Below are 12,642 nucleotides of genomic sequence, written 5' to 3' on the forward strand. Positions count from 1 at the left end.
GACAACTTCCGTACGACGCACGCCCGTACGCCGTTCGCACCGCGCTGGGACGGCAAGGACCGGTGGCTGCACCGCGTCTACATCCGCACCGACCGGGGCGGCCAGCTGTCCGGCGGGGAACGGGCCGGCGACGTGGTGGACTTCGTACCGCGTCACTGATCGGGCGTACGGGTGTGGNNCACACCCGTACGCCCGATCATCGTTCTCTCTCAGTGGCCTCCGGTGAGGGAAGCGAGGGCCGGGGCCCTGTCAGGAGAAGAACAGCGGCTTCCCCCCGAAGTAGTCGACGACCGCTTCGCCCATGCTCATCCGCGAGGGGGGATGAAAGACGACGGCCTGCGCGGCGGACGCCAGACAGGCGATCTTCGGGGAGGTGATGAAGGCGATGCCGCCCAGCATCTCCACCGCCTGGCCGACGGCCCTGGTGATGATGTCCTGCACGGAGAAGCGGGTGAACAGGGAGGCGGCGGCGCAGTCGTTGCCGAGATCGTCGTCCATGATCCGGCGCGCGACCCCCTCCACGAGGGACGCCGCCGAGTCGATGAGCAGGCACAGACGGGCACGTTCGCCGGCTGACCCGCGCTCCTTGCGCAGAACGAGATCGACCAGCGCGCTGGCCACCCCCGTGTAGGAGGCGGCGACGATCATCTGGAACCAGATCACACCGGCTTCGTTCAGCTCGTCCAGCTTCTCCGCGGCGTTCGTCGGCGCGCGGAGGATGTGCTCGGCGCCTGCGAACACGTCGGTGAGGCGTACTTCGTGGCTCTCCGCGCCGACCAGCGGGAACGTCGACCAGAAGTCGTGGACGGAGATGCCCGGGGTGTCCGCGGGGAGCACCAGGAGCCCCATCTCGGCGCCACCGTCGTCCCCGCGCAGCGCGACGCTCGCGGTGAGGAGGTCCATCGAACGCGAGAGGCTGCAGGGCTTCTTGGAGCCGCTGACGAGATAGCCCCCGGCGGTCGCACGGGCCTCGACCGTCGGGGTGAGGATGCCGTGTCCGGAGCGCCCCTCCGCGTAGCCCGACGCGATGAGTGAGCGGTTCTTCGCGACCACGTCGAGTACGGACGTACGGATGTCGGTACTGCTCTCGTAGAACGGGCCTACGGAGAAGAGCATGCCGACCGAGAAGTGGTGCATCGCGGTGGCCACCGCCAGGGACGGCGCGAGCGAGGCCAGCGCGCGGATCACCCGGACCGCTTCGAGCGCGGAGGCGCCGATGCCGCCGTGTTCACGGGGGATCAGGAGATTGGTGCCGCCGTACTCCTTGAACAGCGCGATGGCGGGGCTCTCCGGGCACTCCAACTGCTCGAACGGAATGTCGGACAGGCGGCCGATCAGGCCGGGCAGGAGCTTTTCGCAGACGCCGTAGTCGAGTTGCAGGAATTTCACGCTCTCTCGTCCCTCTGCTAGTGCCGGGGCGGCTCAGTTGTCGACGAGCCGCATCAGGAAGGGCGGGTACCGCTCGCCGTGGACAGCCGCTGACGGCACCGCGTCCGCGACGGCCTGCCGCTCCTCGGCGGACAGCGCGACGAAGGCCGCGCCGAGGTTCTCCGTCAGGTGGTCGCGGCGGCAGGTGCCCGGGATGGGTACGACGTCGTCGCCCTGGTGGTGCAGCCAGGCCAGGGCGAGCTGGCCGACGGTCAGGCCGTGGCGCGCGGCCAAGGGCCTCAACGCCTCGACGATCCCTTGATTGCGCGCGAGGTTCGGGGCACTGAAACGCGGCAGGGAGTGCCGGAAGTCCGCCGCGGGGCCGAGGTCGGCGGTCGAGGCGATCCGCCCGGTGAGCAGACCGCGGCCCAGCGGGCAGGACGCGATGATCCCGATGCCGAGCTCCCGGCACACAGGCACCACTGCGGCCTCGACGCCCCGGGTCCACAGCGACCACTCGCTCTGGACGGCGGTGATGGGGTGCACGGCGTGGGCGCGGCGAAGGGTGTCGGCGGAGACCTCGGACAGGCACAGATGGCGCACCTTGCCCTCGGCGACGAGTTCCGCCAGGGCGCCGATCGCCTCCTCGATCCGCTCCCCCGGAGCCAGCCAGTGCTTGACGTAGAGGTCGAGGTGGTCGACGCCGAGGCGGCGCAGCGAGCCGTGGCAGCGTTCCCGTATGTAGGCGCGGTCTCCCCGCACTCCCAGGAACTCCCCGTCCCGGTCCCGCTCCAGGCCCACCTTCGTGGAGATCAGCACGCGGTCCCGCCGGCCCGCGACGGCCCTCCCGAGGAGCCGCTCACCTTCACCGAGCCCTTGCACGTCCGCCGTGTCCAGCAGGGTGACGCCGCGGTCGATCGCGCGATGCACGGTGGCGAGGGCTTCGGCGGGGTCGGCCCGCGCGTAGAAGGAACTCATGCTCAGGCAGCCCAACCCTTGAGCGGGCAGCGTCAGTTCACCGAGCCTGCGCGTCGGCAGGGGTGACCCGTCGTCCCTCTTCATGCGTCTGCTCCTCCGCCTACCAGGAGTCGATGTGGAGCACGTGCTCGAGCGGCCGGCGCGCGGCAGGCCTGAACCGCGTGCCGAGGGAGAACGCCGTCGGGATCAGCGCCGCCTGGACGACGCCGTCCGGCAGGCCGAGCAGTTCGGCGATCTCCTTCTCGTACATCAGGTGCAGGGTGGTCCAGGCGGTCCCGAGCCGGCGTGCCCGGGCGGCGAGCATGTAGCTCCAGGCGGCCTGGATGATCGATCCCCACTTGCCTGCCTCGTTGTACTCGGGGGCCTCGTGCACATCGAGGCAGGGGATGACGTGTACGGGTACCTCGGCCATGTGGTCGCCCAGGTACGCGACGCTGTCGCCCACGCGCCGCTGCACCGCGTGGCGTGCCGGATCCTCGGGGAACAGCGACCCGCAGTTCCCCTCGGACCGCAGGTACTCCTTGACCGCGCGCTGGTAGAAGCGGCCGATCTCGGCGCGCTGCGCCGGGTCGGTCACGACCATCCAGTGCCAGGTCTGGCGGTTGCTGCCGGTCGGCGCCTGGAGGGCGACGCGGACGCATTCCTTGACGAGTTCCAGCGGGACCGGCCGGGTCAGGTCGAGCCGTTTGCGTACGGAGCGGGTGGTCGTGAGGAGTTCGTCCGGGGTGAGGTCCATGAGCGGCATGAGGGTTCCTTCGGTCTGTGGGCGCAGAGATGGGCGGCGGGGCCTGCCCGAGGAACGTCTCTAGGGGCGGATCCGGCCGTCCGGCTCGACGCGGGACAGGACCGCGTGCAGCCCGTCGGCCAGTTCGTCGGCCACGGCACGGTCCATCACCAAGGGCGGATTGATCAGGAGTGACCGCGGGTTGCCGCGCAGGATGATGCCGGCGTCCTCCCGCAGCGCCTGTGCCACCGGGGCCGTACCGGTGGGCAGCTGGGTCCGTGCCGTCTTGTCCGCGACGAGCTCGATGCCCAGCATCAGGCCGATCTGACGGACGTCACCGACGACGGGCAGGTCGCAGAGCGGTGCCAGCCTGTCGGCCAGGTAGCCGCCGGTCGTCGTCGCGTTGTCGAGCAGCTTCTCCCGCTCGATCAGGTCCAGGTTGGCGAGCGCGACCGCGCAGGCGGTGGGGTGCCCGGTGTACGTGAACCCGATCGGGAAGCCGGCCGGGCCGGTCACCGCCGCCGCGACCTCGTCGGTGACGAGCACCGCGCCGTGCGGAACGTAGCCGGACGTGATGCCCTTGGCCGTGACCAGCAGGTCCGGCCGCACTCCGAAGTGTTCGGCGGCGAACCAGTGCCCGGTGCGTCCGTACGCCGTGACCACCTCGTCGAAGATCAGCAGGATGCCGTGGGAGCGCAGCAGTTCGGCGACGCGGGGCCAGTAGTCCGGCGGAGGGACGACCGCGCCGCCGACGCTCATCACGGGCTCGCCGATCATCGCCGCGATGCGGTCGGGCCCTATGCGTTCGATGGTCTCCCGCAGCTCGCGCAGGCAGAACTCGGTGACGTCCGCGCCGTCGTACGCGGCGGTCTGGTAGGGGTCGGGGGCCGTGAGGTGGTGTACGTGCGGCAGTTGGGGGCCGAACCCCTCGTGGTAGACGGGCAGCCCTGAGACGCTTCCGGCGCCGTAGGCGATGCCGTGGTAGGCCGTCTTCCGCGAGAGGATCCACGTCCGCTCGGGCTCGTCCCTGCGGTAGTGGAAGTACCGCGCCATGCGCAGGGCGATCTCGTTGCCCTCCGCTCCGCCGCTGGTGAAGAACACGCGGTCCAGGCCGTCGGGCGCGAGGCCGGTCAGCCGTACGGCCAGCTCGATCGCCTTGTCGTTGCTCATGGACTCCCAGAGGTGGAAGCACTCCAGGGTGCCCATCTGGGCGGCGGCGGCCGCCACGATCTCGCTCCGCCCGTGCCCCACCTGCATCATGCCGAGCACGGCCGCGGCGTCCAGATAGCGCCTGCCCGCACTGTCGCGTACGTGGCAGCCGCGGCCCTCGACCATGACGGTGCGGTCCGTGCGGGTGCTCGGGAGATTGGGATGAATGAGCCGGTCCCGGTCGGACCTGACCCACTGTGCCGTCCGGTCGTCCGGGCCGGACAGGGATACCGCCGATGATGCGGGCATGAGGCAAGCTCCTTTGCGGATGGTCCTTCGGCACGCCGGCGTCTGCCACGTGGCGATGCCTACGGAAGGAAGCCCTCGGGAGGTACCAGGAGGTACACGGGAGGGGCGCAGCCACGACGAACGGCTGGATCACGGGGAGTCTCGCAGCCGGGGGTTGCAGGCGACTGACACAGCGCGCGAGCGAAGCACCGAGCGAACTGCAAGCCGTTGCCACGACTGCCGCTCGGAGTGCCCGGGTCCCCCACTCCTTGGCCCTATTGAGGTCGCCTGTGGATGAGTTCCTTGGGGCAGTCCACACGGACGACGACCACGTCGGCCGATGTCCGCGTCGCGCCGTTCAGAGCCGGTGCGCGGTGAATGCGAATCCGTAAGAGGTATGCGGTCCGGGGAATCCGCTTCATGGCATGGAGCTCGAACTCAACCGCCACGGAAACTCCTGATCACATCACTCACGGTCAGGGCGTGAGGAAATCCGTGGACGGGCCCGCGGCAGAGCACTTAGTGTGGGGCTCAACGCCCTGAGATGGAGGGAAGGAGGCGAGTGCCGTGCGGTTCACACCTTTCCAGCGCTCCCTACTTTCCGCTGTCCCGGCGTGATGCGTGAGTTCTGACCGGGAGCGCTCCAAGCAGCCTGTATCCCGGAGGAATCCATGACCGATGTGGTCATCCGCGCGCTCTCCGCGAGCGACGCTCATCTCTTCGACGCGCTCCCCGACCCCCTGGGCGCCCGTGAAGCCCATCGGCGTACCCAGTTCCGCCCCGAGTGGAAGCGCGTCGCCCTGCGCGACGGCGAGGTCGTCGCACGCGGTGCGTGGTGGGGCGGTCCCGACGACGCGGAGCCCATCAACATCAACTGGTTCGACGTGGCCGAGGGCGAGGAGGAGGCCGGGGCCGAGCTGCTGCGCTCCGCTCCCTGGCAGGTCGAACTCGAGATCAACCTGCCGGGCGGCTGGCGGGAGAAGACCGACCTGCGGGCCGGCGCCGAGTCGCGCTTCGCCGCCGCACGAGCCGCAGGGTACGAACTCCTGGTGGAACGCTTCCTGTACCGCTGGACCCCGGAGCGAGGTCTGCCCGAGCGGCCCGGACGCCTGCGCTTCAGCGCCGAACCCGACGACACCGTGTTCTTCGACGCGTTGCGCCGCATCCACTCCGTCACCCTGGACGCCCACGCGCTCAGGGCCATCGAGGAGGGCGGCCTCGACCAGGCCGCCCAGGAGGAACTCGCCTTCTTCCACTGGTGCCCCTCCCCACGGGAGTGGTGGCAGGTCGCGCACACGCCGGAGGGCGACCTGGCCGGCATCCACATCCCGGCCCACAACCCCTCCGGCCCGACCATCGGCTTCATCGGAGTCGTCCCGGAACAGCGCGGTCACGGCTACGCCTACGACCTCCTCGCGGAGTGCACCCACCTCCTCGTCGAGCAGGGCGCGGAGTTCGTCAGCGGAGCGACGGACCAGGGCAACTTCCCCATGGCCGCGAACTTCGCCGAGGCCGGCTTCCCCGTCATCAGGGAACGCATCAACTTCCACCCGGCGGGCCAAGCGGCCTAGCGAGGAGTAGCACGCACCAAGGGGTCCGGTCCGGGGCAGGTCCGGACCCCTTGTCGGCGGCATGCGGGATCCGCGCTGTGGCCGGTGGCCGTCGCTACGACATCGATTACGTAGGGGGATCCGCGTGGGCGAGCAGGGCATCCTCACCGCGCGGGAGCAGTCGTGAACGCGGCATCGAGGATCCTGGTACTCGGTGCCAGCGGGAACGCCGTCGGCGCGGTGGCGAAGAGCTGCGGGCCTCCGGGGCACCGAGACGGACCACCTCGACGACGTCCCTCTTGGTGGCCGGCTCCGCCGAAGTCCGCAGCTGATCCGCGCCTGCGGTACGAACCTGGCCGCCCCTGGTGAACGAGGTCTGGGGGCGAAGCCCAAGGAACTCTTTGTTACCGCACCCCAGCGGAGCTTCTCAGGGCCTGCTCCGAAGTCGGGTGTGAGCTTGTGACAAGATCGCGGGATGCTGCGACTCACCGATTTCATCATCGACTGCCCGGACACGATGAAGCTGGCGGCTTTCTACTCCGAGGTGACGGGCCGTGCGATCAAGGAAGGCAGCTCTGAGGAGTGGGCCGGCATCCAGTTCGGCGAGATCGAGCTGGCATTCATCCGGGTGGACGACTACCGCGCTCCGCAGTGGCCCGACAGCGAGCACCCCAAGCAGTTCCACCTCGACTTCGAAGTGGACGAGATCGAGTCCGAGCAGCGCCGCGTCCTCGACCTCGGCGCGACGCTGAGGCAGGACTTCATCGGCCCCAACGGCTACGGCTGGCAGGTCTACACCGACCCGATCGGCCACCCCTTCTGCCTGTGCCGCAACAAGGGCGTCATCTGGACCGACCAGGGCCCGACCTGGCCCAAGCACGGCTAAGGGGCTTGGGCCAGGTTCGTTGCTGACGATCGGATCCGGTCGCGTTGACGGTTCACGGCCCGGTCGACGGCCTTGCCGATGGCGTCGGTGCCGGTCCTTGAGCGGGGGGGGGCCGGGCGACGTCCGCGTCCTTGATGGAACCCCCCCTTTCCCCGGCCATTCTTTGCCATGAACGCGTCGTTCGACGCACCGAGGGCAGTCACCTGGAGAGGAATCGACTGCGAGGCCCTCCGAGCCCCCTTCCGGTGAATCCCGCGCCCCGGGAGGAGTGCCCGGCATGGGCGTGCGCCTCGTGATGCGGCTTGGGAAGCGCCGCGTCGCGGGGCGCACACGCGCGTCTCGCGCAGCGACCGTGACCAACGCCTCTTCACACGGCTCGAAGCCGAGTTCTGAGCAGCATCCACGCCGAAGGCGGACATCTCCAGCCGGGCCAGGTGCGCCGTCACGCGGCCGGGGTCGCGTCACGGGACGCACCGGCGTCTTGTCCCGGACGTACGCGCCGCTGCGGATATCCCTTCGAGCCCGGCATCTCAGCCTCGATCGGGGTGGCCAGAGGCGGAGTAGCCGTCGTGCCAGGCCGCTTTGGCACCGGAGTCGCCGATTCGGTACACCTGCACGCATGCGCCCACAGCGATGACGAGAAACAAGGCCACGGCAGTGATGCGCACCGGGGCGGCCGTTCTGCTGGAACCCTCCCCGTCAGGGGCCTGCCCGGCGGTGCGGCGGTAGGACCACCACACCAGGACGGACATGAGGAAGAGCCCGATGGTCCAAGGGAGCAGTTCGTCGCCGAGTTCGGTGTGCCTGCGCACCAGAGCGCTGCTGTCGACGTGCCGCTCCAGCCACTCGCCGGCATGTGTCGTCAGGGGCACGCTGGCCAGCGCTACCAGGGCAAGTATCGGCAGCGCGAGTCCGAAGCGGCGCATGACCGAGGGGAGGGCGGCACACAGCATCAGGACCAGGGCAGTCAGAGGTACCACGACCACGACGAAGTGGACGAACAGGACGTGCGCCGGGATGCCGTTGATGAGGACGGGCCCCACAGAAAGCTCCTCGAGGTTGGTGTTTTTTTCAACGCTGGACAGGTGACGTGCGGGATTCCCGGCTCGCGGCCGTGGCGGGGCTCGTCCGGCGAAGGACCACAGGCGTAGCCACCAGGAGTTCGGTGATGCGCTCCGGACGCCGCGGCGAGGGCGCTGATGACGACGCATGCCCAGGTCTGCCTGGGTGCTGGTGGTGAGCGTGGTGATCATGGGGTCCCTCCGGACCGGGCTCGTTTCCGGTGACGAGCGGACAGCCTCACAGCCCGACCTCTCAGTACCTTCTGAAGGCACGGCGGCCAGCCGCCCTCGGCCCGGATTCAGAGGAAACTCAGAGCTGCGGTTCGCTCTGCCGTGCCCGGTCGCGGGACATGCTGGAAGGACCATGGACGAGCCACGCACCACATCGCCTCTGCGCCACCCGGACGGAGAACCCGTGCGGATCCTCGTCGTGGACGACGAGCCCGACGTCACCGACGTCCTGGCCTCGGTCATGACCACGGAGGGATGGCAGGTCCGCACCGCCGGCGACGGCGCGTCCGCGCTGGACACCGCCCGGGAGTTCCGGCCCGACGCCGTGGTCCTGGACTGGATGCTGCCCGACCTGAACGGCCTGCAGATCCTGCGCGCACTACGTCGTGAGGCACCGCGCGTGTGCGTGCTGTTCCTGACTGCCCGCGACGCCGTCGAGGACCGTATCGCCGGCATCACCGCCGGCGGCGACGACTACGTCACCAAGCCCTACAGCCTGGAGGAAGTCCTTGCCCGGGTCCGCGGACTGCTCCGACGGGCGGGCATGACGGCGGAGTCGGGCACCGACCGGCTCACGGTCGGGGACCTCAGCATGGACGAGGAAGCCAGGGAAGTACGACGCGGCGATGTGACGATCGACCTGTCGAGGACCGAGTTCGAGCTCCTGCGCTTCCTGATGCGCAACCCTCGCCGGGTGCTGCCCAAGGAGCAGATCCTCGACCGGGTCTGGGCCTACGACTTCGGGGGGCGCGCCCATGTGGTCGAGCTCTGCATCAGCTATCTGCGCAAGAAGATCGACGCGGGACGCGCTCCTATGATCCACACGGTGCGCGGCGTCGGCTACGTCCTCAAGCCGGCCTCTTCGTGAAGCGTCCCCCACCACGCACGCTGCGCGGGCAGCTCACGACGGGGCTCGTCACCCTGCTGGCCCTCGCCTGCCTCACCGTCGGTATCACCACCACCCTCGCTCTGCGCGGCTTCTTGTTGGGACGTCTGGACGAACAGCTCAGGGCTTCCGGGGGACGGTTCGCCGCCAGCCTGGAGCACGAAACCGAACCCGACGCGGACAACCGCCCCGACACGCGCGGCCAAGCCGACGCGACCTTCGGCGCGCGTCTGCTGGACGGCGCCGTCACCCGGGCCGCCGTCGTCGACGGCGCTGCCGACCGCCCCGTGCGGCTGACCTCTCGGGATCGTCTCGCTCTGGTGAACGTCCCCATGGACGGAAACGGTCACAGCATCCGCCTGTCCTCTCTGGGGACGTATCGCGTCACGGCCGTCCAGGGCGACGACCAGGACTCGCTCATCACCGGTCTGCCCCTGCGACCGGTGGAGGAGACCGTGCACCGCCTCGAAGCCGTCGAGGCGGTCGTGTTCGGCACCGCCCTCCTGGTCACCGGCGTAGCCGGTGCCCTATGGGTACGCGTCTCACTGCATCCCCTCCACCGGGTCACGGCCCGAGCAGCGGAGGTGGCCGGTCTACCGCTGGCCAGCGGGGAGATCGCCATGCCCGCTCCGCTGCCCGACACCGACCCGCGCACTGAGGTCGGCCGGGTCGGGACCGCCCTCAACGACATGCTGGGTCACGTCGAGAAGGCCCTCACGAGCCGTCAGGCCAGCGAGCAACGTCTGCGGCACTTCGCTGCTGACGCCAGCCACGAACTGCGTACCCCTGTCGCGAACATCCGAGGCCACGCCGAACTCGCCCTGCGCCATCACGGACCCGTCCCCGCCGAAGTCCGCCGCGCCCTGGAACGAGTCCAAGGCGAGTCCCAGCGCATGTCACGGCTCGTCGACGACCTGCTGCTCCTCGTCCGCTTGGACGCAGGACGTCCCCTCGCACACGAAGCGGTGGACCTGACGCTGCTGATACTCGACGCGACGGATGACGCACGCGCCGCCGGGCCCGGGCACCATTGGCTTCTCGACCTCCCCGAAGAGCCCGTGACCGTCACCGGCGACAGCCACCGCCTCCAGCAGGCAATCGGCAACCTCCTCGCCAACGCCCGCACTCACACCCCGCCCGGCACGGACGTGTCGATCACGCTCACCACTCATGGCTCCGGCGTGCACGTGAGCGTCAGCGACAACGGACCGGGCATCCCCGACGAGATCCGACCCGAGGTCTTCGGCCGCTTCGTCCGCGCCGACCACGCCCGCTCCCGCACCAACGGCAGCACTGGTCTGGGCCTCGCCATCGTCCATGCCGTCATCACCGCCCACGGCGGCACCGCCACGGTCACCAGCCGTCGCGGCCGGACCACATTTCGCCTCACACTGCCCCACTGACGTGATCGGCGACCACGGTGTGTGCCCTCACGTCGCTCACGGTGCGCGGAGAGTGGGGCACGGCGCCCTCCCGGTGGGTCAGATGCGGTTGATGGTCAGGTCGGGGAAGTGCGTGGAGCAGGAGATGCACGGGTCGTGGTTACGGATGGCCCCACGGCCGGGTCGACGGTCACCCGGCAGGCGTCCTCGATCGCGGCTCAGGCGCTCAGCTGGTAGGCGACCGGGCAGATCCCGCACACCCGGGCGGTGATGTCCGGCGGCTCGGTGTGCGCCCGCCCGCGCAGGAACGCCTCGAAGAACCGCGGCGGTCCATAGATCTGCAGGCGCTTCCGTGACCGTCCCGTCGCGCACGCTCAGGTGCAGGGATCCCTCGCCCTCGACCCTGGAGAGCGAGCCGACGTGCAGGACCCGGCTGCCGCGGTGCGTCATCGGCTCAACTCCTCCTCGAAGCGGGCGACGACCCGGTGCGGGACGGGCGCGGCACTCATCCCCGCACACCGCTTCCACTGCCGTAGGGCGCGTACAGATCGAGCAGGCGCGTCCTGGCGGCTTGCAGGCGGTGGGAGAGCACCCGGCCCACCCACAGACTGACGGCCGCGGCGAGCTCCGCGTCCTCCTCGCACAGAAGGCGCACCGACCTGGCATCGAACTCGTAGGCCCGCACCGGGCTCTTGGCCACGGCGCCGAGCTTCCATACGTAGGGCGGGAAGAGCCAGGACCAGCCGACCAGTTCGCCGTGGCCCAGCGTCTCGATCACGGGCGAGCGGCGGCCGGGCACATGCATGTCGAGTACGACCGAGCCGGTGCGGACGATCCAGAACCGGTCGGCGTGACCGCCTTCTCCGAACATGCGGGTGCCTGCCGGGAACGACACCTCACGCGCGATCCTCATCAGCCGGTCGCGGCACGCTGTGGGCAGGGCACCGGCCATGGTCGTGGTACTGCTCATCGTCCCGTCTCCTTACGTCCGCGCCTACGCCTCGTCATCGAACTGGTCGTGCCAGGTACCGAGCTTGTGGGTGCGCCACTGCCGATGGGGACCGCGACCCGAGGCGCGCACGGGCCCGCCGCCCATCGAGACGCAGAAGCAGGTGGCGCCCGGCTCGGTGCACTCAGCGGCTATCAGGAACGCTCCCCTCCGCCTTTCCTGACAGCCGCCGTCCCGGTGGGCCCCGCCGGTCAGCACCCGTTCCTGGATCGCGATGGCCCGCAGGTCGCAGGGCCTGACGCCGAGAAACGCGTACGAGGGCCGCTCCGCGGACGCGCCGGTGATGACCGGCGCCCCGTCGGCGGAGCGGTCCGCGCGCTCCAGAGCCTCCATGGTGCCGGTGGTGGCGGTGACCGACATTCCGTCCTCCCGATACGTAGGGGCTCGAAGGGGCTCCCTGCCCCACCAGGATCGGAGAGAGGGCCAGGTCCACAGCAGGGGCCGACCGGCCCCCGTCCGGGCCGGGAGGGCCATGGCTCGGGCTGTCAGCTCTCGCGTGGCCGGGCCACGACGTCGCCCCGGAGTTCGGCGGCCACGCGCTGGGCCCAGGCGGAGATCTGCTTGAAGTCGCGGAAGTCTCCGCCCTTGCCGGACTTGATGATCATCCTGGCCGCCCAGCCGCCGGCGTCGTCGTTCAGGCAGCCTCCGAACGTGACGTGCCCCTTGGCGTGGATCCGTATCAGGATCTGACGCACTGCCGGTACCGGAGGGATGTCCCGCTCACTCGCCGACGGATCGAGGGGGCCACTGCTGAACAGCCACACCGGCCGCTTGGAAAGCGCCTCCCGCTGAAGCCTGACGAACCGGCGGGCATCCTTGTGCCACCGGCCCTCGTAGAGCGGACTGCCGATGACAACGGCGTCGTACGCCTGGATCTCACCGACCTCGCGTGCCGGCCTCATGACGGAGTCGACACCTTCGTCGCGCAGCACCTCCGTGATGGTGCGGGCGATCTCGGCCGTGGCCCAGTTCTTCGTCGCGTAGGCGACGAGCACCTTGCCGGTCATGGTGAATCGATCCTCCTCAGAGCTTGCGCAGCCAGTCGTTCGTCGGCGATGCCCCGCACGGCCTGTTCGTCGGAGCGCAGATGGGAGTCGTCCAGGCGGTAACCGAGCTTGTCGACGACGGCG

At 69.8% G+C, this 12,642-nt stretch carries 12 protein-coding genes and 2 pseudogenes; 5 read left to right on the plus strand and 9 right to left on the minus strand.

The annotated features are described in order from the left end of the window. Positions 1-159, plus strand: a pseudogene (locus tag AOK22_RS41020) (clavaminate synthase Cs1); the annotation flags it as partial. A gap of 90 nt (positions 160-249) precedes the next feature. Here AOK22_RS41020 and AOK22_RS26050 read toward each other — a convergent pair. Genes AOK22_RS26050 through AOK22_RS26065 form a run of 4 tightly spaced genes read right to left on the minus strand, consistent with a single transcriptional unit; the run spans position 250 to position 4,528 of the window. Next, positions 250-1,389, minus strand: coding sequence for an acyl-CoA dehydrogenase family protein (locus tag AOK22_RS26050; protein WP_055701150.1), 1,140 nt, complete (start codon positions 1,387-1,389; stop codon positions 250-252). Between the two features lie 33 nt (positions 1,390-1,422). Further along, positions 1,423-2,430, minus strand: a complete 1,008-nt coding sequence (locus tag AOK22_RS26055) for an aldo/keto reductase (RefSeq protein WP_055701151.1) — start codon at positions 2,428-2,430, stop codon at positions 1,423-1,425. Positions 2,431-2,446: 16 nt separating this feature from the next. Continuing rightward, positions 2,447-3,091, minus strand: coding sequence for a nitroreductase family protein (locus AOK22_RS26060; RefSeq protein ID WP_055701152.1), 645 nt, complete (start codon positions 3,089-3,091; stop codon positions 2,447-2,449). Positions 3,092-3,151: 60 nt separating this feature from the next. Then, entirely contained in the window at positions 3,152-4,528 is a 1,377-nt protein-coding gene (locus tag AOK22_RS26065; protein ID WP_055701153.1) for an aminotransferase family protein, read from the minus strand. Positions 4,529-5,178: 650 nt separating this feature from the next. On the opposite strand from AOK22_RS26065, the gene AOK22_RS26070 reads away from it, so the two are divergent. Beyond that, positions 5,179-6,078 carry a GNAT family N-acetyltransferase gene (locus AOK22_RS26070; protein WP_055701154.1) on the plus strand — a complete coding sequence of 300 codons (900 nt, stop codon included), beginning with the start codon at positions 5,179-5,181 and terminating at the stop codon, positions 6,076-6,078. Between the two features lie 454 nt (positions 6,079-6,532). Continuing rightward, on the plus strand, positions 6,533-6,943 hold the full coding sequence (locus tag AOK22_RS26075) for a VOC family protein (RefSeq protein WP_055701155.1): 411 nt from the start codon (positions 6,533-6,535) through the stop codon (positions 6,941-6,943). A 530-nt stretch (positions 6,944-7,473) separates the two neighbouring features. Here AOK22_RS26075 and AOK22_RS26080 read toward each other — a convergent pair. Beyond that, the gene (locus AOK22_RS26080; RefSeq protein WP_244165003.1) at positions 7,474-8,196 is read right to left on the minus strand and encodes a DUF2231 domain-containing protein; all 723 of its coding nucleotides are present in this window, start codon (positions 8,194-8,196) and stop codon (positions 7,474-7,476) included. 172 nt (positions 8,197-8,368) lie between these two features. Between AOK22_RS26080 and AOK22_RS26085 the strand changes: the two genes are divergently transcribed. Beyond that, positions 8,369-9,103, plus strand: coding sequence for a response regulator transcription factor (locus tag AOK22_RS26085; protein ID WP_055701157.1), 735 nt, complete (start codon positions 8,369-8,371; stop codon positions 9,101-9,103). Further along, the gene (locus AOK22_RS26090; RefSeq protein ID WP_055701158.1) at positions 9,100-10,524 is read left to right on the plus strand and encodes a sensor histidine kinase; all 1,425 of its coding nucleotides are present in this window, start codon (positions 9,100-9,102) and stop codon (positions 10,522-10,524) included. Before AOK22_RS26085 ends, AOK22_RS26090 begins: the two co-directional genes overlap by 4 nt. 200 nt (positions 10,525-10,724) lie before the next feature. Here AOK22_RS26090 and AOK22_RS42980 read toward each other — a convergent pair. The 4 genes and pseudogenes from AOK22_RS42980 to AOK22_RS26105 all read right to left on the minus strand — a co-directional run. Then, a pseudogene (locus AOK22_RS42980) lies at positions 10,725-10,953 on the minus strand (Ni/Fe hydrogenase subunit alpha); the annotation flags it as partial. A gap of 55 nt (positions 10,954-11,008) precedes the next feature. Beyond that, complete coding sequence (locus AOK22_RS26095; RefSeq protein WP_055701159.1) at positions 11,009-11,473, minus strand: cyclic nucleotide-binding domain-containing protein; 465 nt, start codon at positions 11,471-11,473, stop codon at positions 11,009-11,011. 24 nt (positions 11,474-11,497) lie between these two features. Beyond that, positions 11,498-11,872 (minus strand): hypothetical protein, encoded by a 375-nt coding sequence (locus AOK22_RS44030; RefSeq protein ID WP_055701160.1) that lies wholly within the window; start codon positions 11,870-11,872, stop codon positions 11,498-11,500. Positions 11,873-11,997: 125 nt separating this feature from the next. Further along, positions 11,998-12,519, minus strand: a complete 522-nt coding sequence (locus tag AOK22_RS26105) for a flavodoxin domain-containing protein (RefSeq protein ID WP_055701161.1) — start codon at positions 12,517-12,519, stop codon at positions 11,998-12,000. Positions 12,520-12,642: the final 123 nt, after the last annotated feature.

It is taken from the genome of Streptomyces silaceus, assembly GCF_001419745.1.
Taxonomy (GTDB): Bacteria; Actinomycetota; Actinomycetes; order Streptomycetales; family Streptomycetaceae; genus Streptomyces; species Streptomyces silaceus.

Coding starts and splice junctions, on each gene's coding strand:
- AOK22_RS44030 (WP_055701160.1), bottom strand. CDS start 11,872: ATGTCGGTCACCGCCACCACCGGCACCATGGAGGCTCTGGAGCGCGCG.
- AOK22_RS26105 (WP_055701161.1), bottom strand. CDS start 12,519: ATGACCGGCAAGGTGCTCGTCGCCTACGCGACGAAGAACTGGGCCACG.
- AOK22_RS26065 (WP_055701153.1), bottom strand. CDS start 4,528: ATGCCCGCATCATCGGCGGTATCCCTGTCCGGCCCGGACGACCGGACG.
- AOK22_RS26085 (WP_055701157.1), top strand. CDS start 8,369: ATGGACGAGCCACGCACCACATCGCCTCTGCGCCACCCGGACGGAGAA.
- AOK22_RS26060 (WP_055701152.1), bottom strand. CDS start 3,091: ATGCCGCTCATGGACCTCACCCCGGACGAACTCCTCACGACCACCCGC.
- AOK22_RS26095 (WP_055701159.1), bottom strand. CDS start 11,473: ATGAGCAGTACCACGACCATGGCCGGTGCCCTGCCCACAGCGTGCCGC.
- AOK22_RS26075 (WP_055701155.1), top strand. CDS start 6,533: ATGCTGCGACTCACCGATTTCATCATCGACTGCCCGGACACGATGAAG.
- AOK22_RS26070 (WP_055701154.1), top strand. CDS start 5,179: ATGACCGATGTGGTCATCCGCGCGCTCTCCGCGAGCGACGCTCATCTC.
- AOK22_RS26080 (WP_244165003.1), bottom strand. CDS start 8,196: ATGATCACCACGCTCACCACCAGCACCCAGGCAGACCTGGGCATGCGT.
- AOK22_RS26055 (WP_055701151.1), bottom strand. CDS start 2,430: ATGAAGAGGGACGACGGGTCACCCCTGCCGACGCGCAGGCTCGGTGAA.